This is a genomic window from Actinopolymorpha sp. B9G3 (genome assembly GCF_040120725.1).
Classification (GTDB): Bacteria; Actinomycetota; Actinomycetes; order Propionibacteriales; family Actinopolymorphaceae; genus Thermasporomyces.
Map to the genome: position 1 here is coordinate 1 of NZ_JBEEAB010000007.1, position 23,739 is coordinate 23,739.

16 protein-coding genes and 2 pseudogenes are annotated in these 23,739 nt (G+C 69.6%); 12 read left to right on the forward strand and 6 right to left on the reverse strand.

The window, feature by feature from the left end:
• The 4 genes and pseudogenes from ABNF93_RS14255 to ABNF93_RS14270 all read left to right on the forward strand — a co-directional run.
• Positions 1-239, forward strand: a pseudogene (locus tag ABNF93_RS14255) (sugar ABC transporter permease); the annotation flags it as partial.
• Between the two features lie 9 nt (positions 240-248).
• Entirely contained in the window at positions 249-1,643 is a 1,395-nt protein-coding gene (gene gad, locus ABNF93_RS14260) for a glutamate decarboxylase (protein WP_349328485.1), read from the forward strand.
• Between the two features lie 14 nt (positions 1,644-1,657).
• The gene (locus ABNF93_RS14265) at positions 1,658-6,088 is read left to right on the forward strand and encodes a cation-translocating P-type ATPase (protein ID WP_349328486.1); all 4,431 of its coding nucleotides are present in this window, start codon (positions 1,658-1,660) and stop codon (positions 6,086-6,088) included.
• 250 nt (positions 6,089-6,338) lie between these two features.
• Positions 6,339-6,536 carry a hypothetical protein gene (locus ABNF93_RS14270; protein WP_349328487.1) on the forward strand — a complete coding sequence of 66 codons (198 nt, stop codon included), beginning with the start codon at positions 6,339-6,341 and terminating at the stop codon, positions 6,534-6,536.
• Between the two features lie 69 nt (positions 6,537-6,605).
• Here the strand turns inward: ABNF93_RS14270 and ABNF93_RS14275 are convergent, their stop codons facing one another.
• Positions 6,606-7,529 carry a DMT family transporter gene (locus tag ABNF93_RS14275; RefSeq protein ID WP_349328488.1) on the reverse strand — a complete coding sequence of 308 codons (924 nt, stop codon included), beginning with the start codon at positions 7,527-7,529 and terminating at the stop codon, positions 6,606-6,608.
• A gap of 213 nt (positions 7,530-7,742) precedes the next feature.
• Here ABNF93_RS14275 and ABNF93_RS14280 point away from each other — a divergent pair, with 213 nt between their 5' ends.
• Positions 7,743-8,645 (forward strand): LysR family transcriptional regulator, encoded by a 903-nt coding sequence (locus tag ABNF93_RS14280; protein ID WP_349328489.1) that lies wholly within the window; start codon positions 7,743-7,745, stop codon positions 8,643-8,645.
• Here ABNF93_RS14280 and eno read toward each other — a convergent pair.
• Complete coding sequence (gene eno, locus ABNF93_RS14285) at positions 8,633-9,976, reverse strand: phosphopyruvate hydratase (RefSeq protein ID WP_349328491.1); 1,344 nt, start codon at positions 9,974-9,976, stop codon at positions 8,633-8,635. The two genes, ABNF93_RS14280 and eno, sit on opposite strands and share 13 nt — an antisense overlap.
• A gap of 116 nt (positions 9,977-10,092) precedes the next feature.
• On the opposite strand from eno, the gene ABNF93_RS14290 reads away from it, so the two are divergent.
• A complete protein-coding gene (locus ABNF93_RS14290) occupies positions 10,093-10,335 on the forward strand; it encodes a hypothetical protein (RefSeq protein ID WP_349328492.1) in 243 nt (80 codons plus the stop codon).
• Positions 10,332-10,661, forward strand: coding sequence for a hypothetical protein (locus ABNF93_RS14295; protein ID WP_349328493.1), 330 nt, complete (start codon positions 10,332-10,334; stop codon positions 10,659-10,661). The genes ABNF93_RS14290 and ABNF93_RS14295 overlap by 4 nt, the downstream gene beginning before the upstream one ends.
• 19 nt (positions 10,662-10,680) lie before the next feature.
• Here the strand turns inward: ABNF93_RS14295 and ABNF93_RS14300 are convergent, their stop codons facing one another.
• The 3 genes from ABNF93_RS14300 to ABNF93_RS14310 are packed head-to-tail and all read right to left on the reverse strand — an operon-like array spanning position 10,681 to position 13,920.
• The gene (locus ABNF93_RS14300; RefSeq protein WP_349328494.1) at positions 10,681-11,604 is read right to left on the reverse strand and encodes a carbohydrate ABC transporter permease; all 924 of its coding nucleotides are present in this window, start codon (positions 11,602-11,604) and stop codon (positions 10,681-10,683) included.
• Entirely contained in the window at positions 11,601-12,596 is a 996-nt protein-coding gene (locus ABNF93_RS14305) for a carbohydrate ABC transporter permease (RefSeq protein ID WP_349328495.1), read from the reverse strand. Before ABNF93_RS14305 ends, ABNF93_RS14300 begins: the two co-directional genes overlap by 4 nt.
• A 4-nt stretch (positions 12,597-12,600) precedes the next feature.
• Positions 12,601-13,920 carry an ABC transporter substrate-binding protein gene (locus tag ABNF93_RS14310; RefSeq protein WP_349328496.1) on the reverse strand — a complete coding sequence of 440 codons (1,320 nt, stop codon included), beginning with the start codon at positions 13,918-13,920 and terminating at the stop codon, positions 12,601-12,603.
• A gap of 163 nt (positions 13,921-14,083) precedes the next feature.
• On the opposite strand from ABNF93_RS14310, the gene ABNF93_RS14315 reads away from it, so the two are divergent.
• Together ABNF93_RS14315 and ABNF93_RS14320 are read left to right on the forward strand one after the other, a co-directional pair.
• Complete coding sequence (locus tag ABNF93_RS14315) at positions 14,084-17,197, forward strand: discoidin domain-containing protein (protein WP_349328497.1); 3,114 nt, start codon at positions 14,084-14,086, stop codon at positions 17,195-17,197.
• A gap of 46 nt (positions 17,198-17,243) precedes the next feature.
• Complete coding sequence (locus ABNF93_RS14320; protein ID WP_349328499.1) at positions 17,244-18,137, forward strand: pentapeptide repeat-containing protein; 894 nt, start codon at positions 17,244-17,246, stop codon at positions 18,135-18,137.
• 54 nt (positions 18,138-18,191) lie between these two features.
• Here the strand turns inward: ABNF93_RS14320 and ABNF93_RS14325 are convergent, their stop codons facing one another.
• The gene (locus tag ABNF93_RS14325) at positions 18,192-19,424 is read right to left on the reverse strand and encodes an MFS transporter (RefSeq protein ID WP_349328500.1); all 1,233 of its coding nucleotides are present in this window, start codon (positions 19,422-19,424) and stop codon (positions 18,192-18,194) included.
• Positions 19,425-19,488: 64 nt separating this feature from the next.
• On the opposite strand from ABNF93_RS14325, the gene ABNF93_RS14330 reads away from it, so the two are divergent.
• The 3 genes and pseudogenes from ABNF93_RS14330 (at position 19,489) to ABNF93_RS14340 (ending at position 23,712) form a co-directional block, all read left to right on the forward strand.
• Complete coding sequence (locus ABNF93_RS14330) at positions 19,489-19,869, forward strand: MerR family transcriptional regulator (RefSeq protein WP_349328501.1); 381 nt, start codon at positions 19,489-19,491, stop codon at positions 19,867-19,869.
• Positions 19,870-20,557: 688 nt separating this feature from the next.
• Positions 20,558-21,574 (forward strand): annotated as a pseudogene (locus ABNF93_RS34920) (ATP-binding cassette domain-containing protein); the annotation flags it as partial.
• A 326-nt stretch (positions 21,575-21,900) separates the two neighbouring features.
• Positions 21,901-23,712: an ABC transporter ATP-binding protein gene (locus ABNF93_RS14340; RefSeq protein ID WP_349328503.1), complete on the forward strand. Its 1,812-nt coding sequence runs from the start codon at positions 21,901-21,903 to the stop codon at positions 23,710-23,712.
• Positions 23,713-23,739 lie beyond the last annotated feature (27 nt).

The window sequence follows — 23,739 nt, forward strand, 5'->3', positions numbered from 1 at the left end:
TCAACATCGGCACGATCCTGTCGGTCGGGTTCGAGAAGGTCCTGCTCATGCAAACCCCACTCAACCTAGGAACCTCTGAAGTCATCGACACCTACGTCTACAAAGTCGGCCTCGCCGCCGCCGTACCGCAGATCTCCTACGCCGCAGCAATCGGACTCTTCCGTTCCGTCGTAGGCCTCATCCTGCTCGTCCTCGCCAACCAGATCGCACGCCGATTCGCCAGATCCAGCCTGTGGTAAGAGACGGGCGTGGCATTACCGCACGCAAACCGTCATGGGCAACGCGAAAACATCGACGTCAACCCGCTCTTCACCCGTGCGGGTGAGGAGAGCGTCCCACGCGACCGCCTGCCCGAACGGGAGATGCTGCCGGACACGGCGTACCAGGTGATCCACGACGAGCTTCTGCTCGACGGCCATGCCCGACAGAATCTCGCGACGTTCGTGACCACGTGGATGGAGCCGCAGGCGCGGCAACTCTACGCGGAGTCGGCGGACAAGAACATGATCGACAAGGACGAGTACCCCATGACGGCGGCGATCGAGGAGCGCTGCGCCCACATCATCGCCGGCCTGTGGCACTGCCCGGAACCACGCCGGACGATGGGTGTCTCGACGGTCGGCTCGTCTGAGGCGTGCATGCTCGCCGGACTGGCGCTGAAGCGTCGCTGGCAACGGTCCCGCCGGGCCGCGCGGAAGTCGACCGCGACACCCAACATCGTCTTCAGCTCCGCGGTCCAGGTGGTGTGGGAGAAGTTCGCCAACTACTGGGACGTGGAGCCGAGATACGTGCCGGTCACCGAGGAGCGGCCCAGCCTCACCGCGCAAGGCGTCCTTGACGCGGTGGACGAGAACACCATCGGTGTCGTACCTGTGCTCGGCGTCACGTACACCGGCGCCTACGAACCTGTCGCGGACATCGCGTCCGGGCTGGACGAGCTGCACCACCGCACGGGGCTCGACATTCCGATCCACGTCGACGCCGCTTCCGGCGGTTTTGTCGCGCCGTTTCTCCAACCCGACCTGGATTGGGACTTCCGGCTGACCCGCGTCCATTCGATCAGTACGTCGGGACACAAGTTCGGCCTCGTCTATCCCGGCCTCGGCTGGGTCGTGTGGCGGGAGCGGGACCTCGTACCGGACGATCTGGTGTTCCGGGTGTCCTACCTCGGTGGGGACATGGCGACCTTCGCCCTCAACTTCTCCCGGCCAGGGGCACAGGTCCTCCTGCAGTACTACAACCTGCTCCGGCTGGGGCGGACCGGTTACACCCGTGTGCAGGAGTCCTGCCGGGAGGTCGCGGCGTACCTCGCGAAGGAGCTCGCCGGTCTCGGACGGTTCGACGTCGTGGGGGACGGCACCGATCTGCCGGTGGTGGTCTGGCGGCAGGCCGGGCCGGCGCGCCGCTGGGATCTCTACGACGTGTCGAACAAGCTGCGCGAACGTGGCTGGCTGGTCCCCGCGTATCCGTTGCCGGCCGACCTGCAGGACACCATCGTCATGCGGGTGGTCGTCCGCAACGGGGTGTCGATGGACCTCGCGCACCTGCTGGTGGCCGACATCAAGGACGCCGTGGGTTTCCTCGACCAGTTGGAGGCACCGATGCCGCGGGTGGGACGCGACACCTCGACTTTCCACCACTGAGGAAGGGGTCGAGGGTGTCTGCTTCCCAGCCGTCCGTACGCCATGCCCGAAAGTCCCGGCGGATCTGGGTCGGCAATGGTCGCGCGCATGTCGAGATGCGAGGGATCGACCGGCCTGGCAGCGAGCAGGCGGCTCGCGACGTCGAGGCGGCGCTGGTCCGTCGCCCCGGCGTGAGCTGGGTTGCGGTGAACGCCGTGCTCGGCCGGGTGATCGCCGCCTGCACGGGGGATGCGGTCGACCTTGGCGATCTGGTCGCGACGATCGAGGAGGTGGAGGATCGGTACGGGCTGGGTGACGAAGGCTTTCCCGACCGGCCGGTGCATCCCGCCGACCGCGAAGCGGAGCAACGCCACCTTGTGGCCTTCGCCACCGATCTGGCCGGTCTTGGTGTCGGTGTACTCGGGCGGTTGGTACGGGCCCCGCGCCTCCGGGCGGAGATCGCCGTCCTGCCCACACTCGTCGCGTCGACACCCCGGGTCCGGCGGGCCATCGAGTCGGTGCTCGGCCCGTCGGCAGCCGGTCTGACCTTGGCCCTTGCCGGCGCCGTGGCGCAAGGGCTCGCGCAGAGTCCGGCGGGTCTGGTCGTCGACGCGGCGGCCAGGCTGTCGCTGGCGCGGGAGGCCGCGGCGCGCCGCCGAGTCTGGACGGAGCGGGAGCCCGACCTTTCCGCGCGACCGGGTGACCACCGGACCGCTGCGGTGGACTTTCGGGCCCGGGTCGCGATGCCCCCAGGATCGGTGGAACGCCATGAGGACCGCGCCGGACTGGCCGGTCTCGTGGGCGCGTCCATGGCGTGCCTCGCCGGCGGTGGCGTTCGGCGTCCCCTGTCGATCCTTGTGTCGGCGATGCCCAAGGCGACCACCGTCACCAGGGAGGCGTTCGCCGCCCACCTCGGTCGGGTCCTCGCCGACCGGGGCGTGGTGCCGTTCGACGGCAGCGTCCTGCGCCGGCTCGACCGGGTGGACACCGTGGTGGTCGACTCCCGCGTACTGCTCACCGGGAGGTACACCTGCGGTCCCGTCGTACGTCTGAACGACCAGGCAGACCCGAAAGGCCAGGACCCAAACGGCGAGAACCCGAACGTCTCGGCCAAGGCGGCGAGGTTGCGGGCCCGGGTCGACGCCATGCTCGATCCGAGCGACCCGACCGCCGTACGCCGGCAGGGCGAGTGGATCCTCCGTCCCCTCGCGACCGTGGCTCCCCAGGAGACCGAGGCGGCGGCGGCCGCGGTCCGGCAGGTACGCAGGCGTGGGGCGGTCGTCCTCGGCCTGTTCAGGAAGAGCCGGCTGGTCGCGGTCACTGCCGCCGAACCCGAGGTGTCCCCGTTGGCCGACGCGTTGGTCACGGCCGCCCGGTCGGCGGGCGAGCTGGTGATCGCCGGGCGGGGAAGCGGCCTGGCTCGCCGCTTCGTGGTCGACCGGGTGGTGTCGTCGGGAAGCCGGCTACCTGCCGCCGTCCGCGCACTGCAGGCCGAGGGGCGGGTCGTCGCGCTGGTCGCACCTGGCCCGGGGGCGGCGCTCGTGGCGGCGGACTGCGGGATCGGTGTCCTCGAACCGGACCGGCGGCCGCCTTGGGGAGCGGACCTGCTGTGCGGGCCGGGGTTGAGCGAGGCGTGTTTCGTTCTCGACGCGATCGGTGTCGCGCGGGGCGTCTCCCAACGTGCTGCTCTGCTCGCGACCTACGGTTCGGTGACGGCCGGTCTGCTGGCCCTGATGGGACCCCGGGCGGGAGCGACCGAGCGGGCCACCCTGGCCGTCAATGTCGCGTCCGGGGCCGGATTCGTCATGGGTATGTGGGCGGCCCACACTTTCGCCCGGCGGCCCGCGCCCGTGCCCGCCGATGTCACTGACTGGCATGCCCTGGCGGTGGACGCCGTACTCGGGCGGGTGGACAGCTCGCCCGAGGGGCTCTCGCCCGCCGCGGCCGCCGACCGTCTGAGCTCCCGACATGACGTCGGCGATCAGGAGGAGCCGGGTCTGGCGCGGGCGTGCCTGGATGAGCTGGCGAATCCGCTGACGCCGACGCTCGCCGCCGGGGCGGGGATCGCGGCCGCGAGCGGTTCGGTGTCCGACGCCGGACTGATCGGTGCCGTGATGGCGTTGAACGCCCTGGTCGGGGGCGTCCAACGGGTCGGAACGCATCGGGCGATCCGCCGGCTCGAGGAGGCCAGTGCCGCAACGGTCCGCGTCCGCCGGAACGGGAAGGAGCTCGACGTGCCTCCCGACACCGTCGTCGTGGGGGACATCGTTCTGCTCCAGGCCGGTGACGCGGTTCCCGCCGACTGCCGGATCGTCGAGTCGAGCGCCCTGGAGACCGACGAGTCGAGCCTCACCGGGGAGTCCCAGCTCGTCGCCAAGTCGCCGGCGCCGTGCATGGCGGGGCACATGGCCGATCGCACGTGCATGCTGTACGCGGGGACCGTGGTCGCGGCGGGGCAGGCGGCGGCCGTCGTCGTCGCGACCGGCCCGGCGACAGAGGCGGGCAAGAGTGCGGCGGCCGCCAGCGGACAGCGGCCGGAGGGCGGCGTCCAGGCGCGGTTGACCAAGCTGGTACGCGCGACGGTCCCGGTGGCGCTCGGCAGTGCAGCCGGCCTGGTCGGCCTCGGGCTCCTGCGTGGGCGGCCGCTGGAGCAGAGTCTCGGCACCGCGGTCAGCCTGGCCGTCGCCGCCGTACCGGAAGGGCTGCCGGTAGTCGCCACGGTCGCCCAGCTCGCCGCGGCGAGGCGCCTGTCGTCGCGTAACGCGCTGGTCAGGAACCCGCCGACGATCGAGACGCTCGGCCGGGTCGACATGCTGCTGCTCGACAAGACGGGGACCCTCACCGAGGGCCGGATCCGACTGCGTCGGGTCTCTGACGGTGTACGGGACGCTCCGGTCGATGCACTGGACCCGTCCGGACGGGCGATCCTCGCGGCCGGTCTCCGGGCGAGTCCGGAGCGGGTCAACGGCAGGGCGCAGCCGCATCCCACCGACCGCGCGGTCGTCGACGCAGCGGCGCAGGTAGGCGTGCTTGCGCGCCACGGCGGACTCGCTCCCGGAGACGACGCCGGGTGGGAACTCGTCGACGACGTACCGTTCGAGTCCGGCCGGGGCTACCACGCCGCCCTGGGGCGAACCGCCACCGGGATGGCGCTGGTCGTCAAGGGCGCACCGGAACAGGTCCTGCCGTGCTGCGTGTCATGGCGCCGGAGCGGCGCGGTGGATCCGCTCGACGCCGCCGCGCTCGACGCCATCGAGACAGAGGTGGACCGGCTCGCCCGCGAAGGCTACCGCGTGCTCGCGGTAGCCCAACGCGCCGCGTCCAGTCGGCAGGACCTCACCGAAGACCGGGTCGAACGCCTGGAGTTCCTCGGTCTGCTCGCCCTCGCCGACCAGGTACGCCCGACGGCAGCGGACGCCGTGTCCACCCTGCGGAGTGCCGGGGTGAGCGTCGGAATGCTCACCGGCGACCACCCCACGACCGCGGAGTCGATCGCGGCAGAGCTCGGGATCCTCGACGGTCGGCGCGTACTCACCGGCGGCGAGCTCGACCTGATGAGTGACGCCGAACTGCGGACGAACCTGCCGAAGGTGTCGGTCTTCGCCCGGGTGACTCCCGCGCACAAGGTCCGCATCGTGGGGGCGTACCAGGCGTGCGGCAACACCGTCGCCATGGTCGGAGACGGTACGAACGACGCGCCGGCGATCCGGCTCGCCGACGCGGGCATCGCGCTCGGCAAGTACGGCACGAACGCCGCCCGCGAAGCCGCCGACGTCGTGGTGACCGACGACCGGATCGAGACCATCACCGACGCGATCGTCGAGGGGAGGGCGATGTGGGCGTCGGTGCGGGAGTCGGTGGCGCTCCTCGTCGGAGGGAACCTCGGTGAGATCGCCTTCACCCTGGGCGCCGGCCTCCTGGCCCCGGGCGGATCGCCACTGAATGCACGGCAGCTGCTGCTCGTCAACCTGTTCACCGACATCCTGCCGGCCCTGGCTCTCGCGGTCCGCCCGCCCACCCACACCACACCGGAGGCCCTGCTGCGCGAAGGCCCGGATGCCTCGCTTGGTGCCGCGCTCACCCGCGACATCCTGGTCCGCGCCGGGCTCACCGCGGCGTCCGCGACGGGGGCGTGGCTGGTCGCTCGGGCGACCGGAACGCAGGCCCGGGCGAGCACCGTGTCGCTCGTCGCGCTGGTCGGTACGCAGCTCGGGCAGACGGTCGCCACGGGCTGGCGGAGCCCGCTGGTCGTCGGCGCGAGTGCGGCCTCGGGCGCGGCGCTGGCGGCGGTCGTCCAGACCCCGGGAGTCAGCCACTTCTTCGGCTGCCGACCGCTCGGTCCGGTGGGATGGGCGACAGCACTCACATCGGCCGGTCTGGGTACGGCCGCCGCGGTTGCGGTGCCCGCTGTGGGCGCCCTCGCTCGACTGGTCGGGCGGAAGGTCCGCACGGATCCCGTGCCATGACGACCGAGCTCCTGATCGGGTTCAGCGGTCACCCTGCCGGGATGACGTGGTCGCTGCCGCTTCCTGCCTACGCTGGCCACGCCAGGGGGTGAGGCGCGTGGCCGCGCGAACGACGGCAGGGAACACCGGGACCGGGCGTACACAACGCCCTCCGGGTCCGACGAAAGACAACCGGGCACGGGCGCGGCCCGCAACGTCAGGAGGGTGCCGGTCCGCCGCCGAACAGGCCGTGGCCTCGAACGCGGTCCACGTGACTCTGCCCTTCGTCGGCCCGACCTCGCTGCCCGCACCGGAACACCTGGCGTGGTACGCAGGGGTCGCCGCGCTCACCGTCCTCGGCCTGCTGGAGTGGCCGGTCGCCCTGGTCGTCGCCGCCGGGCACCTGCTGGGCGAGGATCACCACAATCGGCTGATCGAAGACTTCGGGACGGCCCTCGAGCAGGCCTGATCCGACCCGGTGGCGGTGACGGGCCGCGCGCTGGAGCGGCCGGTCGGGCAGCCACTCGAGCGAGCAGTCTCAGTGGCGACGGCTGATGGCCACGCCGAGCAGGCACAGTGCCCCGCCCACCATCCCGAGCACGGTCGGCAGCTCGCCGAGCAGCAGCCAGGAGAGCACGATCGCGATCGCGGGCACTGTCAGTGTCGTGGCGGTCATCCGTCCGGCGTCGGTGCGCGCGAGGGCGTAGGCCCAGGTACTGAAGGCGATGGCGGTGGGAAACACGCCCAGGTAGACGACCGCCGCGATCGCGCTGGTGGGCGCCGCCATGCTCTGGGCCACGAACTGTGGTGCGAAAGGCAGCAGCACGACCGCCCCGGTGGCGCAGCCGAGGAAGGTGGCGGTCACCGTGTCGACCCGGCGCAGAGCGACCTTCTGCATGAGGACCCCGGCGGCGTAGAGCAGCGCGGTGACGAGACCGAGCACGATGCCGATGCCATCGTTCACCGACTCGCCCCCGGAACCGCCGAGTGCGATCACCACGACGCCGAGGAAGGCGATCGCGATTCCGATCACCAGGGGTCGGGCGAATCCCTCTCCGAGGAAGAGTCCCGCGAAGACCGCGACCAGGATCGGTGCCACATTGACCAGCAGGGCGGCGGTGCCGGCGTCGAGATGGCGTTCGGCCAGGTTGAGCACTGCGGTGTAACCGGCGAACCAGATGACTCCGTACCCGATGACGAGCGCGAAGGCGCCGCCACGAGGCAGCGGGGATCGACAACGCCACGCGAACGCGCCGAGCACCAGTGCGCCCACCGCGATCCGCCCGAAGGCGAGCGCGCCGGGGGAGTAGGCCGTTCCGATCATCCGGATCCCGACGAAGGCCGAGGCCCACAGCAGAACCGTGACCAGCGCGGCGACCACCGCGCGGTGCCGAGTCGCGGAGGAAGGGGCCGGAGCGCGCGTCGACGTCGTGACCATGCCGCCGTCGGTGTTGCCGGGCACCGTGCCTCCTGCGATGTCGTACGCCTTGTGCGGAGAGTAGGTCGTGCGGACTTCGGACCCGGCCGAAGCGACGGCGGGGGAGCAGCACGTGCGAGAACCACGCTGTCAGGACCGTCGCCAGGAGCTCCTACGCGGTTCATCCTCACCCGCCACACTCGACAGCACAAGCGAACGTTGCTACATGTCTGTTCAGTAACGCTGTACAGTCAGTTCATGCTCGACGCTCATCGACTCCGCATCTTCCGGGCGGTCGTGGCCTCCGGCTCGGTCAATCGGGCCGCGGCGAACCTCGGTTACACACCTTCGGCGATCAGCCAACATCTCGGTGTCCTCCAGCGCGAGACGGGTCTCCGCCTGCTCGAACGCGACGGTCGAGGCATCACTCCCACGGTGACAGGACGGCTGCTGGCCGATGAGGCGGCCTCCGTACTCGAACGGTTGGCCGCCCTCGAGTCGATGGTCGCCGACCTGCGCGAGGGTCGCGTGGGGAGTCTCGCGGTGAACTACTTCGCCTCCGCGGGCGCCGCCTGGATACCTCCGGTGGTCGCGACGCTCACCCGCGAGTTCCCCGAGCTGCGCGTCGACCTGCGGCTCATCGAGGTGGTCGACGACCAGCACGCCACACCTGACCTGGAGATCTTCGTCCGGGACTCTGCCTCAGGCCCACCGCGGGGCTACGACGTGCGCCCCGTGCTCGACGACCCGTACCTGGTGGTGCTGCCCGCGAGTCATCGGCTGGCCGCCCGGGATGCTGTCCCCCTGAGAGAGCTTGCCGACGAAGCCTGGGTGGACAACGACTACGGCAGGGGGCCGTGCCGGCAGGTGGTGCTCGACGCATGTACCTCCGTCGGCTTCAGCCCAGGATTCCAGGTCGAGACGCCTGACTACCCGACGGCCATCTCGTTCGTCGCCGCTGGCATCGGGATCACCGTGGTGCCGCGCCTGGGTATCGGGACGCTGCCGACCGGACTTGTCGCGGTTCCGATCGTCGACCCGAGCCCGATACGTCATATCGCGGTGCGGGTCCGTGAGTCGTTGCGCGACAATCCCGCCGCGCGTCGGTTCGTCGACCTGCTGCTCGACCAGGTCCGCGTCGGATCCGTTCAGTACCCCTGACCACGCAGCACGCCCTGGTGGGCGACTACGGCGGCCTCGCCCAGGTCGCGTTCGAGCTCGAGCAGCCGGTTCCACTTCGCGGTCCGCTCCGAGCGGGTCGTCGAACCGACCTTGATCTGTCCTGATCGCCACCCCACCGCAAGGTCGGCGAGCCAGGTGTCCTCGGTGTCGCCCGAGCGGGCGCTGACCACCGTCGCGAGGCCGGCCTGCTGAGCCCGACGAAGGACGCGTTGCGCCCGGGTCAACGTCCCGGCCTGGTTGGGCTTGACGAGCACGGCATTGGCCGCCTGGCAGGCGATACCCTTCTCGACCCGCTCGAGATGCGTCGCGAACAGGTCGTCGCCCAGGAGTTGGCAGTCCCCGGGCAAGGTACGAGCCGCGAGTGTCCAGCCCTCCCAGTCGTCTTCGTTCAGGACGTCCTCGAGCGACACGATCGGATACCTCTCGCACCAGCCCCCGACCTCGGCGAGCCAGCCGTCCCGGTCGAGGACCCGGTCCTCACACCGCAGGTGGTACGTCCCGTCGGCGGTGCCGAACTGGCTCGCCGCGAGGTCCACGGCGAGTGCGACGTCGTGTCCGGGCGTCAGGCCCGCGGCCTCGATACCGTCCGTGACGAGCGCAAGTGCGGCCTCGTTGGTGGGAAGCGGCGCGGCGAGGCCGCCTTCGTCGGCCACGAGGCCCGTGCCGTCGCCGCGCGAGTCGAGGAGCGCTGCGGTCGCGGCGCGCACCCGCTCCACGAGTTCGAGTCCGTACGCGAAGGTGCCGGCACCCACCGGCACGGCCAGTACGTCCTGGATGTCGATCGCCCGGGCGGCGTGGGCGCCGCCGGAAAGGATGTTGACCATCGGCATCGGCAGCAGGACCGGTTCCGTCGGATCCCCGGCCGTTGGGTCCCCGGCCAGCGGACTCGGTCCGGCGAGGGACTTCCACAGCGGCTGGCCGAGCGCCCGTGCACCGGCGATCGCGGTCGCCAGCGACACCGCCAGGACAGCGTTGGCGCCGGCACGGCGAAGGTCAGGCGTTCCGTCGACCTCTTCCAGTCGACGGTCGACGTCGACCTGGCAGGTCGCGTCGAGTCCGATGACCGCCGGCCGGAGTTCGGCGCGGACGGCCTCGACCGCGCCGCGCACACCCCACCCGCCGTACCGCATTCCACCGTCCCGGCGCTCGACGGCTTCGTGGCTGCCGGTCGACGCGCCGGACGGGACGATGGCCCGGCCGACGGCACCACCGGCGAGGTGGACCCGGCAGGCGACCGTCGGCCTTCCCCTGGAGTCCAGGGCCTCCCAGGCCACGACGTCGGCAATCTCGGTGGAACGGCTTCCGGTCACAGCGTGTCCTCTCGTCGCGGCTCAGGGTGCCGTGATCGGGGTCGGGACGGAAGTCTCTGTCCACGTCCCGGCTGGCCCTCTTCCGCTTCGGTCGTACCATCGGTCAGACTGCAGGTATGACCGTGAAGTTGGGCATCTCCCTGCCAGACGACACCCACGCCCGTGCGGCCGCACACGCCAAGCGTGCCGGAACCTCCCTGTCGAGGTGGATCGACGAGGCGCTGCGAGTCGAGCTCGCCCGCCGCGATGCCGCCGAGCACGTGGCGATGCTCGAGAGCAGCGATGATCCGCAAACCTTGCGGCGCCGCGCCACCGCCCGGCGCGACGCCCTGACCACCTGGAAGCAGTCCAGTCGTTGACCGGCCCGGAATCCGAGCATCCCCGCCAGGGCAGCGTCTACATCTCCGACAAGTCGCCGCTCACCGGAGAGCGGGAGCTCTACGCCGTGGTGTCCGCGGACACCTACAACGCCGCGGCGGGGCCGACCGTGCTCGTCGCCGAGATCGAGACCGGAACGCGCTACCGCGCCACGGCCTATGCGATCGAGACCGACTACGGCGTCGTCCTCGCCGATCGGGTCGTGTGGCTTCCGCTGGAGATGCTCGGGGAGTACTTCGGGTCCCTCACCCCGGCGCAGTGTGGCCACATGGTGGGCGGCCTCGTCTCCATCGTCCGAGGCAGGTGACGAGGCCCCGCCGTGAGTCTCAACGAATTCCCGCGCTGCCCGCGCCGAGGTTGACCTGGTAGATGTACTTCTGGCTGAAGAAGTAGACCGCCACCATCGGCACGGTGAGGAAGAGCGCACCCACCATGACGAGGTTGTACGGCGGAGTCTGGGCATTCGTGGAGGTCCCGGAGAGGAACTGCACGCCGAGCGCGAGCGGATACTTCGTCTCGGTGTTGAGATAGATGAGCGGCCCGAAGAACCAGCCCCAGGAGAACGAGAAGCTGAACACGCCGACGGCGACCACCACCGGTTTCATCAGCGGTAGCACGATCCTGGCAAAGATGCCGAAGTAGCCGAGCCCGTCGACCTGGGCCGCCTCGTCGAGCTCACGCGGGATCCGGGTGACGAACTGCCGCATCAGGAAGATGTTGTACGCACCGCCGAAGAGGTTCGGCACGATCAACGGCCACAGCGTGTCGATCCAGTCGAGCTCCCGGAAGAGTACGAACTGCGGGATGATCGTCACCTCGACCGGCACCATCATCGTCGACAGGAGAACGACGAAAAGCGCCGAGCGCCCGGGCGCCCGCAAGCGGGCGAAGGCGTACGCCACCATCGCGCTCACGAACATCTGTCCGAGGCAGGCGAAGGTCACGATGATGAGACTGTTGAGGATCCAGCGCGCCATGTGCGCATCCGAGCTCAGCACCCGGACGAAGTTGTCGAACTGGAACTCGCGCGGAATCAGCGTGAACGACACCTTCTGGACGGTCGCGTCGCTGGACAGCGCGATCGAGACCATGAAGACGAACGGCGCGGCGAGGACCGCCGACACCACGGTGAGGACACCGTAGGACACGGTGGCGTCGCGTCCGCGGCGCGTCCCCACCGCCTGGCTCCGGCGCAGCCCACCGTCGGGTGCGTCCTGGCGCGTCACCGCATCGTCGACCGGCGTGCTCATCGGGCAACCTCCGACTCGTAGAACACCCAGCGCGACGACGACCGGAAGACGACCGCGGTGCAGATCATGATGACGGCGAACAGCAGCCAGGACAGCGCGGAGGCGTAGCCCATCCGGTAGTTCTGGAAGCCCTCCTCGAAGACGTACGGCACGAGCATCTGGCTCGCGTTGTTCGGCCCGCCACCGGTGAGGATGTAGACCTGGCTGAACACCTGGAACGCGCCGATCAGACCCATCACGACGTTGAAGAGGATGACGGGCGACAGCATCGGCAGGACGATCCGGAAGAACCGCTGGCGCGGGCTGGCGCCGTCGATGGTGGCGGCCTCGATCAGCTCGGGCGGGATGCCCTGCATGCCGGCGAGCAGGAGTACGACGCCGGTGCCGACGCTCCAGATCGACATGAGGATGAGAGCCGGGATGACCCAGGTCTCGCTGAGCAGCCAGGCCGGCCCCTCGATGCCGAGCAGTCCGAGCCCGCGGTTGATGAGCCCGGCGTCGGGCGCGAGGACCCAGGTGAACAGCATCGCGCTCGCCACCAGGGGCACGAGCGCCGGCAGGTAGACGATTGTGCGGTAGAACCGCATGCCCGGAAGCGGCTTGTGCAGCAGGGCTGCGAGCGCGACCGACAGCACGGTCGACACGGGCACGGACAGGAACGTGTAGAAGGCGGTGTTGCGCAGCACCTTCCAGAACAGCGGATCCTCGCCGAACATGCGGACGTAGTTGTCAAGACCCACCCACTCAGGAGGCGTGAGCAGGTCGTAGTCGGTCATGCTGAGGTAGAGCGACGCGACCATCGGGCCGGCGAGGAACACGACGAATCCGACGATCCACGGCGAGGCCATGAGGTAGAACCACAGGGCCTCGCGCCGCCCCTGCGTCCACCAGGGCCGGTCGCCCGGTCGCCGGGGGCGCCGGCCGCGGACCGCCGCACGGCGTGCCGGGAGGGCACGCCGTGCGGCGGTCGGCTGCTCGCTCTGGGCGTTCACCGTCCTATTCGCCCTGGCTCATTACCTGGTCGAGCCGCTCCTGGATGGTGTCGAGCGCCTCCTGTGGCGTGACCTTGTTGTTCATCATCAGGTCGATGTTGTCGGTGCACACCTTGAGCATCTCGTTCCACTGCGGGGTGAGGGGCGGTACGAAGACCGCGTCGGAGGACTCGGCGAACGCGCCCATGTTGACCTCGCGGGTCGCCCACTTCGGGGAGAGGAACGCGTCGCTTCGCTGCACCTGGACGTTGGCCGGTGCGTCCTCGGCGTTGTCGATGATCGGTCGCTGGCCCTCTTCGCTGGCCATGAACTCGATCACCTTCCATGCCTCGTCGGGGTGCTCGGACGTGCGGGAGATGGCGAGCCCGTTGAAGAAGGCACTCGTCGCCGGTTGCTTGCCCTGCCAGAGCGGGGAGATGTCCCAGTCGAGACCCTCGACGCTGTTGGCGGCGGCGATGTTCCAGAACCCGGTGATCTCCATGGCAAGCTTGCCCTGGGCGAAGAGCTGGTCAGGTCCGACACCCTCGCCGTAGTTGGCGAAGTCGCGCGGGGTGGGGGAGACCTTGTGCTTCCAGGCGAGGTCGTTGTACCACTGCATCGCCTCGACGTTCTCCGGACTGTTGATGACCGGCTTGCCGGCCGCGTCGAGGACCTGGCCGCCGTTCTGGTACATGAAGCTCATCCAGTACGGCCACCACGAGATCGTGGCGAAGCCCCACTGCTTGACCTCGCCGCCTTCGCGGATCGTGAGCTTCTGCGACGCGGCGAGCAGGTCGTCCCAGGTCCAGTCCGCGGTGGGGTAGTCGACGCCGGCGTCGTCGAACATCTTCTTGTTGTAGTAGAGCACCATCGCGCCGGACCGGTCGGGCACGGCGTACTGCTGCCCGTCGTAGGAGAAGATCTTCGCGGTCGTCTCCCCGAACGTCGTCGTGAGATCGAGCTTGCTCGACTCGAGGTGCTCGTCGAGGGGGAGGATCTGGTTCTTGCTCGCGAAGGCAGGCACGTGTTCGGCGAGTTCGAGGATGTCAGGGCCCTTGCCGCCCGCGATGGCGGTGGAGACCTTCTGGGAGTACTCCTCACCACCAGGCGACATCTGCAGGTTCACCTTGATGTTGGGGTACTTCTTGTGCGCCATGGCGAGGCGCTCTTCGTAGACCTTCTTGTCGACGTCACCGCCCCAGGCGGTCATGGTGAGGGTCACCGGACCGTCGGAGGACTCGGCCGGGTCGGACGACCCGCACGCGGTGGCGATCGAGAGGGTGGCGAGTAGGCCGGCGCACATCAGCGCGAGCGCGCGGCGGTGGGGGGTGGTGGCGGATGCCATCCGGTCCTCCTGATCAGCGGGATGGACGACCAGCTGGAGCGTCTGCCGGCGGAGATTAAATCATATTTCACGATTATGCAAGCCCCTGGTGATCTTCGATAAATCGTACTAATCGACTAGACTCCACGAACCTGCCTGCCGTCGGTGTGCCCGGAGGTGCCCTGTGTCGCGTCGGGTGCGTGCTGTCCTCGTGTCCCTGCTGGCCGGCCTTGCCGGGATCGCCACCCTGGCCGGCCCGGCCACCGGTGCACCCACGCCGGAAGCGGTTCCGTCGGCGTCCGCGCTCCCGGCCGGTTCCGAGGACGCGCTGGCGAGGTCCTACTACCGCCTGTTGCTCGAGAACACCCGCTTCCAGGAGAGCACCTGGGATCCCGCACTGGGTTCGTACGGCATCGAGAACTGGGACGTCATCGGCACCCTCGGCAACGCGATCCTGCTGAAGTTCGGCACCTACGACGAGAACGTCGCGGGTGTCGACGAGGCCACCTTGCACGAACACACCGTGGCCAGCATCGCCAAAGCCGTTGCCCGCAACAGGTTCGTCGACCCGGCGGAGGGCACCTGGGGCGCGAAGATCTACTGGGACGCCACGATGGAGTCCTACCTCGTCGACGCCGCGCATCTGATGTGGGACGACCTCGACGACACGACTCGGGCGAACGTCGACACGATGACGCGCGGCGAAGCGAACTACCTCGCCGACGTCGGCGCGAATCCCACTGACCCCAGCCGTGAAGGCGGGACGACGAACGGTCTCACCGGCGGCTACGTCAAGGACACCAAGATGGAGGAGATGGGTGCCCGCACGATGATGCTGTCGGCGGCGGACGCCTACCTGCCGGACGATCCCGCCGCGTCGAGATGGCGGGAGTGGCTCGACCGCTGGACGCTGAACATGCCGGGCCTGCCGGTCGCCGACCAGGCGAACCCGGCGCTCGTCGGTGGCCGGCCGATCTCGGAGTGGAACACCGCGCAGAACGTGTTCGACACCTACGTCTCGGAGAACCACGACACGTGGAACGGGATCTACCAGGCGGCCAGCGGTATTCCCGGCCGGAACGTCCCGCGCTATCTGCTGACCGGGCGCCCGATCCCGCAGAGTCAGCTGACGCTGCCGAACAACGACGAAGTGACCGGCGTACTCAACCGGCTCGGGACAGACGCCGGGGTCCCGGTCGAGCACATGATCGGCGACCGCCAGCACATCTACGGGAGAAACCTGCTGCCCTTGACGTACCGCGCGATGGTGACGGGTGACCCGATGGCCGCCCGGACCGAGCGGATGCTCGCCGAGAAGCTGAAGCCCTATGTGGCGTGGGAGCCCGCGGGTCGGCTCGTCAAGTCCAGGGAGGGTACGAAGTACGAGACGGAGGCACGCGCGGAGGTCGCCTACGCCTATCTGCTGCACTACTGGCGGGACCAGTTGGCCGGTGACGTGGAGCCGGTGAGCGAGCGGGAGTACTTCGCGCGGGCGTCGGGTGTCACCGACTTCGGCCCCGTCCCGGGCCATGTCGCGCACCAGACCGGGCGATCGCTCGCGATCGGGGTGACCAAGCCCGCCTACACGAAGTTCGCGTTCCTGCCGAACCACGACGACTGGTTCGTCAACCCGGCCAGCAAGTCGCCGGCGTTCCTGCCGTCGGTGGCCGCGGCGGACTCCTTCACCTCCCAGAGCTACACGGCCGTCCGCGACGGTGTGGACGCGAGCGCCACGGTGGTCCGGCGCGGGGCGTCCTACGCCGGCTACACGACCCTTCCGGACGGCTCGGTTGTCTACGCCACCACCGGAACCGGCGATGACGAGGGATACCTCCGGCTGTTCAACCTCGACATGCCGGGCATGGCAGGGCTCGACGGCGACCGGACGTTCACGACGGCGACGCAGAAGGTGACGCTCGAACCGGACGGGTACGGCCGGGGCGGCACAGAGACGTTGGACTTCCCCGCGACGAAGGCGCGACACCTGCGCATGGTCGGCGTACAGGCACAGTCGCAGTGGGGCTACTCGATGTACGAGTTCGAGGCGTACGGGCCCGGTAGCGATGTCAACCTCGCCTTGACAAAGCCGGCGACGGCCTCGTCGTTCTTCGGTGAGTCCAGCGCCCCGGTGATGGCCGTGGATGGCGACCGGGCGACCCGATGGGCGAACTCCGCGGCGGAACGTCCGACGATGAAGGCGTGGTGGGCGGTCGACCTGGGCTCCGAGGTCGACGTCGACCGGGTGAAGATCCACTGGCAGCAGGACGCCTGGCCGTTCAACTACCGGATCGAGGCGTCGTCTGATGGCGAGACCTGGACGACGGTCGCGAGCGTCCCGCGGTGGAAGAAGCTCAGCGGTGACTGGCTCAACGTCGACGGTCGTGCCGGGTTCGTGATCAAGGGTTCGGAGAACCCCATCGGCGTCGCGGCCGAGTCGATCGCGCTGTCGCAGGGCCCGGCGAGCGGTGCGGCCGCCATGGTGGTGCGTGGTTATCCGGCGCAGAAGCCCGCGGAGACCGCACAGCTGGCGCGCCTTCCGCAGCCGGCTGGCGGTCCGGCGGGGCTGCGGGCCGCCCTGAGCGGGAAGTACCTGTCGCTGTTCAACCTGGGCGACACCGCGCTTGACAAGGCGGAGTTGACAGTGCCGCAGGCTGGGTCAGGGCGCCTCGTCTACCGGGGAAGCCAACAGATCACGGATGGCGGCCTTACCTACGCCGTCTCGCTCGGCGCCGGAACCGCCGCCGTCGAGCCGCCTCGTTTCCAGGCGACCAGCGAGCGGTCCCTCACGGGCCTGACGATCGAGGTGGCCGACTCACAGACCGTCCGGGTCCGTGGTGGTGCCACCGACACGGCCGTACGCCTGGAGTCGGTCGCCACAGGTGAGGCCCACACGGTCGCGGTCGCTCCGGGACAGACGGTCCCGGTGTCCTTCGCGAAGGGCGTGCCGACACCGACGACGGACCTGGCCCGTGACCGGATCACCTACCCGGCCTCGCCGTTGCCGGTGGGGATGAGCGACCCTGACCGGGCGGTGGACGCCGATCCGGAGACGGCATGGGTCCCGGGCGGATCCGATCGCCGGATGGTGGTGAACCTCGCGGCGGAGCGGCGCGTCGCCGCGGTCACTCCGCGCTGGACGTCGGGCCGGGTTCCGGCCTACGCCGTGGAGGTTTCGGTTGACGGAGTGAACTGGCAGCCCTTCACCGAGGGAGCGCAGGCCAGGTACGCGTCGGTGAGGGTCGGCGCGTGGCGATCCGGCGACGCCGGCCTCGCGGAGCTGGCGGTCGCGCCCGGGTAGGCTCGCTCGGGTACCAACGTCTCCGATCCGTCAGGGCCCGTACGAATTGCCCGAAGAACTCCGTTCCGCGACACCCGACGAACGCCGTCGCCGGCTGCGCGCGGACTGCGCACGCTGTGTGGGGCTCTGCTGCGTCGTGCCGGCCTTCGCAGCTTCGTCGGACTTCGCGATCGACAAGGACGGCGGGAAGCCGTGTCCGAACCTTCGCACCGACTTCCGGTGCGGCATCCACGAGCAGCTGCGGGACAAGGGCTTCCCAGGGTGCACGGTCTATGATTGCTTCGGCGCCGGGCAGCAGGTCACCCAGGTCAGCTTCGGCGGCGGGGACTGGCGCCGGACACCGGCGATCGCCGGCCGGATGTTCGAGGTGTTCCCGATCATGCGGCAGCTCCACGAGCTGCTGTGGTACCTGTCCGAGGCGCTCACGCTGGACGCCGCTCGGGGATTGCATGGCGAGCTGGGTGCCGCCGTCGACGAGACCGAACGCCTGACCCGCGGCGAACCCGACGACCTTGTCGCGTTGAACGTCGGGAAACACAGGCGGGGCATCGCCAACCTGCTCCGGCGGACGAGCGCCCTGGTCCGCGCCGAGGTGGGCCGATCGACACCCGACCATGCGGGTGCTGACCTCATCGGCAAGGGGTTTCGTGGTGCCGACCTGCGCGGTGCCGACCTGCGCGGGGCGTTCCTGATCGCCGCCGACCTGCGTGGTGCCGACCTGCGCGGCGCCGACCTCCTCGGGACAGACCTGCGGGGCGCGAACCTTGCCGGTGCCGACCTCGTCGGCGCCATCTTCCTCACCCAGCCCCAGCTCGAGGCTGCCAGGGGCGATGTGGCCACCAGACCGCCGGCGCAGCTGACCCGGCCACGGCACTGGGCCGGGTCGGGCGATGCGTGCTCACGGGGTGGCCGATCCGGACCGACCAACTCCATGACATAGTGCACGACCCACGAAGCTGGCCGCGCCTCCCGGCGGTCGCTGAGAGGTGACGGATCACGGACGTCCCGGAGCATCGGCGCGCCTCGGCGCGACAGCGGCGAAGCCGTGGGTGCGTGCGGCGACCACGACGACGAGCACCGGCGCGAGGAGGACGAGCACAGTCCAGGGAAAGCTGCCGGGGCCGAGGTGGTCGAGCAGGATCCCGCCGGCAACGCCGCCGGCTGCCATGGCCGCGTTCCACAAGGTGACGAGCATGGCCTGGGCGTCGTCGGCCGCGTCGCCGCCGGCATCAGCCGCGGCGGTCTGCAGGAGAGTGGGTACGCCTCCCCACCCGAGTCCCCACAGTGTCACCGCGACGTAGACGAGGGCGGGAGCGTCGGCGAGCACGGCCAGAATGGCGGCCGCCACGGCGACCAGGATGGTGCTGGCGATGCTGAGGGTTCGCAGCCGCCGATCGATGTGCGCGCCGACGATCCAGATGCTGAGCATGGAGGTGACGCCGAATGCCAACAGCACCACGTCGATCGCGTCCCCCATGCCGACCTGGCCGAGGAACGTCGCGATGTAGGTGTAGAGGATGGTGTGGGCCAGGACGAACACCCCGGTGACGAACAGAACCGGTGCCACGCCTCTGACGCTGAGCACACGGAGGACCTGCCTTCGGCCACCCGACCGCTGGCCGGGGTAGTCCGGGACCGCGGCCACGATCCATCCGACGAGGGCGATGGCGAGCACGCTCATCAGGGAGAACGTCAGCCGCCAGCCGAACGCGCCGCCGAGGAAGGTCCCTGCCGGCACTCCCAGCGACAGTGCGGTGGGGATTCCGGCCATGACGATCGCGATCGCCTTGCCCTGCAGTGGCACAGGTGCCATGCGCCGGGCGTACCCGACCAGAAGCGCCCACACCAGCCCCGCGGCCACCCCGGCGACGAACCGGGACGCCATGGTCAGCGGGAAGTGGGCCGAGGCCGCTGTGACGGTGTTGGCAACGGCGAACCCCGCGACGCCGGTCAGCAACAGGCGTTTTCGCCGCCACCCTGCTGTCGCCGCGGACAGAGGGATCGCCGTGGTGGCAGTTCCGATGGCGTAGATCGTCACCAACTGCCCGGTCGTGGCCTCGCTGACGGCGAGGTCGGCGCTCATTCCGGGCAGGACGCCGGCAGGGAGGGCCTCGGTGAGGACCGTGAGGAAAGCGGCCGTGGACAGCGCCATCAGCGCTCGCAGCGGCAGTCGCTGGTTGTCGGTTAGGGCGTCGGAGCCGGCTGATCGGGTCGTGTGGTTTCGCACGCTTGGTATCGTCAAACGGTCACATCGATGTGAAGGTCAAGCGACATGGTGTGAGGTCGATCACGTGCGAATCGGAGAGCTGTCGGACCGCACCGGCACATCCCGCCGACTGCTGCGCTACTACGAGGAGCAGCGCCTGATCGTCGCGCGTCGATCCCCTAACGGTTACCGGGACTACGACGAGTACAACGTGGACCGGGTCCTGCAGATCAGGGGCCTGCTCGATGCCGGGCTGCCGACCCGCATCATCAAGCAGATCCTCCCCTGCCTCGACAAGCCGCGGGTCATCTACTTCTCCGACGCGACACCGGAGATGATCGCCACTCTGGAACACGAACGCGACCGCATGACCCAGCGCATCACGTGTCTGACCCGCAACCGGGACGCCATCGCGGACTACATCGACGCGGTACGCAACGAGGTCCGCCCGGACGTGACGGGATGAGTGACGGCCCGCCGGGTGTCGAGGCCGTGCAGCGTAATGACAGCTCGCGGTGCCTGCCCCTATGCTCTCGACCTCCGGGTCCCATCCGGACATCAGCGGGGTCGACAACGAGGGGGACCAGCGGGTGCGTCGTTCGGTCGTGGCGGCCACCGTCGCGATGTTGCCTCGTGTCAGCCTTCCGCTGACCATTGCCGTCGCGGTCGCCACGGTCGTCGAACCCCTTCTGGGGTTCGGCTTCATGCTGGCAGTCGGCCACCTCGTCGCCCAGATCCCCACCCTGGTAGGGGGTCAGGACAGCGACTGGGCATCCGCCCTGGCGTTGGTCGCCGGGATCTACGTCGTCCAACAGGCGCTCGCGTCGGTGGCTGCCCTCGCCGACTGGCGTCTTGGCCAACTGCTCAACCATCACCTGGACGACCGCGTCATCGTCCTGCTCCAGGCACCGTCAGGGATCGCGCACCTGGAGGATTCCCGCATCCGTGACCTGGCAGCGGAGGTCGCCGACGGTCTGGGAGCGGGCTGGTGGCGGCCGGCGAAGACACCCGCCGCACTCCGCAACCTCGCCTCCGGCGGGCTGGGCCTTGTCCTTGCGTTCGGTGTGGTGATCTGGCTGCAGTGGTGGCTCGGCCTGCTGCTGGCGGCCGCCGCCTGCTGGGCGCAGTACTCCGTCACCCGGGACAGCCTGGACATGATTCTCGGGTTCTCGCAGTCGAGCGGCGAGACGGAGTTCCGTCGTCTGGAGTACGAACGGGACGTCGCGGTGTCGCCGCCCAGCGCGAAGGAGGTGCGGCTGTTCGGCTTCGCATCCTGGGCTCTCGACCGCTGGGAGACGCGGCTACGACGCGTACTCGCCCTCGACCTGAGGAACATCGCCCGGGTAACGCCGTCCGTCGTCCTCTCCGTCATTGCGCTGTGCGTGGTGACGGCGGGAGGCTTCGCCTGGGCGGCGGTGGAGCTGGGTCGTGGCGAGCTCGGTCTGGCGGCCGCGACGGTCGTGGCGCAGGCGGTCCTGGCGCCCCTGGCACAGTTCGGTCCGGGCGGCCAGGCCGTCATCAACCTCACGCTGTGCGCTAAACCGGTCCGGTCGTTGCTCGTCCTGGAGGGAAAGCTCCGCGAGCAGACCGCTCCGGTGCCCGGAACGGGCGAGTCCCCACCGTCCGGCTCGGAACCCACAGGCTCGGAAGCACTGCCGCGCGGAGACATCCGGTTGGAGAACGTGAGCTTCCGCTATCCGGGCAGCGACGTCGATGTGCTGCACGACCTCAGTCTCACCATTCCGGCCGGGACCTCGCTCGCCGTCGTCGGCCTCAACGGCGCCGGGAAGACCACCCTGGTCAAGCTGCTGTGCAGGTTCTACGAACCGACGAAGGGCAGGATCACGGTCGACGGCAAGGACCTGAGCGGCCTGCAACCGGACCGCTGGCAGCGCAGGGTCGCCGCGATCTTCTCCGACTTCGCCCGTTACCCGGCCAGCGCCCGGGACAATGTCGGGTTCGGTGACCTGAGCGCCTCCACCGATCGGATCGAAGACGCCGCCGAGCGCGCGGGTGCCGCCGATCTGCTCAGCACGTTGCCGGCGGGATGGGACACCGTGCTGAGCCGCGAGTTCACCGACGGGACCGACCTGTCCGGCGGTCAGTGGCAGCGGGTGGCTCTCAGTCGTGCCCTGCTCGCCGCGGACGCTGGCGCGACGTTGCTCGTCCTGGACGAGCCGGCGGCCAACCTCGACGTCCGTGCCGAAGCCGACCTCAATGAGCGCATCCTGCGGGGGTTCCAGCGCGTGGGTCCCCTGGATGACCAGGGTCGGCTCGAGCTCCAGGAGATCGCCCCGAAAGAACAGCGACCTGATGACGACCCGCACGAGGTGACCACGGTGGTGATCTCGCACCGCTTCTCGACCGTCCGCCGGGCCGACCGGATCTGTGTCCTGGATGCCGGCCGGCTGATCGAGGACGGTACGCATGACGACCTGGTTGCCGCCGGCGGAAGGTACGCCGAGCTGTTCCACCTCCAAGCGGAGAGGTTCGCCGGATGACCGGCTCGCGGGACAGGCGTCCGTTCACGCTGCGCGCGCTGTGGCTGATGGTGTCGTTGTCGTTCCGAGCGGATCCGGTGGGTGCGTTCCTGCTGTGTCTGGCGATGCCCACCTACTACCTCTCGCCGGCCGCGGGCGCGGTCGCGACGAAGCTGCTCGTGGACGCCGCGCTGCGCGGGCAGACGGCCATGGTGGTGTGGGCTGCCGTGTTCGCCGGCTTCGCCGTGCTGGCCGCCGCGGGTTCCCTGAAGCTCGAGGTGTACCTCAGCTACACCATCGACAAGAAGGTCAACGCCCTGGTCCAGCGCCGGCTCGCGGAGATGCTGGTCCGGTTGCCAGGCGTCGAACACTACGAACGCCCGGACCACCTCGATGAGGTGCAGCAGCTTCGCGACAACGCGGGCGAGCTCGGCTCCGGCTTGCTCGCCGCGCTGAACATGTTCGCCCAGGTCTGCCAGGTCGTCGTCGTGTGCGCGCTGCTTGCCGCCCAGACGCCCCTGCTGTTGCTGCTGCCGCTGTTCGCGGTGCCGTCGTTCGTCGCTGCCGGGATGTCCAACAAGCTCACGAAGAACGCCTCGGAGGAGTCCGCCGAGTCCGAACGCATGGCCCACCGGATCGTCGGCATGGCGGCGCAGTTGCCGGTCGCCCGCGAGACCCGGCTGTTCGGGCTCGCCGAGGAGTGGCGTGACCGGCACCGCCGGCTCGTCGCGTCGGCCGACCGGATCCAGGGATCGGCGTACCTCCGCTCGGCCCTGCTGGGGGCTGCCGGCAACCTCCTCTTCGCGGTCGGGTACTTCGGGGCGGTCCTGCTGGTGATCGGCCGGGCGACCAGCGGCGAGCTGAGTGCAGGAGACGTGGCGCTCACGGTGGTCCTGGCCGGGCAGGCGCACGGCTTCATCTCCGGGCTGGTGGACGGAACGAAGTTCCTCGCCGGCATCTTCATCGTCGCCGCGCGGATGGACTGGCTCACGGCGTACGAACGAAACGAACTCCGCGCCCGCGCGAGCGACGACCCCCACCCCGCTCCGGTCCGGATCGCCAAGGCCATTCGGCTCGAAGACCTGTCGTTCCGCTATCCGGGCACCGAGAGGCCGGTCCTCCACGACGTGTCGCTGGAGCTGCCTTCCGGCGCCGTCGTGGCATTGGTCGGCGAGAACGGCGCCGGCAAGAGCTCACTGGTGAAGCTGCTGTTGGGCTACTACGCGCCCACGTCGGGCCGGATTCTCGTCGACGAGACCGACCTGGCCACCATCGACGTGGGGGAGTGGCGGAGTCAGGCGTCGGGCGCGTTCCAGGACTACTGCCGCTTCGAGTTCCTGGCCCGCGAGTCGATCGGCATGGGCAAGGTCGAGGACATCGACAACGAGGCGCAGGTCCTCTCCGCCGCCCAGCGCGCGAGGGCGGACCAGATCGTCACCGGCCTGCCGAAGGGCCTGGAGACCCAGCTCGGCGCGGACTGGGAGGGCGGCACCGACCTGTCGGGGGGGCAGTGGCAGCGGATCGCGCTGGCCCGGTCGATGATGCGTGCGCATCCGCTGCTGCTGGTGCTCGACGAGCCGACGGCCGCTCTGGACGCCCAGGCAGAGCACGAACTTTTCCAGTCGTTCGCCGAGGCGGCGGCCGACACCGGCGACGCGGGCGGGATCACGGTACTGGTCACCCACCGGTTCTCGACCGTGACCATGGCCGACGTCATCATCGTGCTCGCCGACGGGCGCGTCGAAGAAATCGGCGACCACGGCGAGCTGATCAGCCGCAAGGGGTTGTACGCAGAGCTCTTCGACCTGCAAGCTTCCGCCTATCGATGATGATCTTCGCCCAAGCGGGGGGACCGA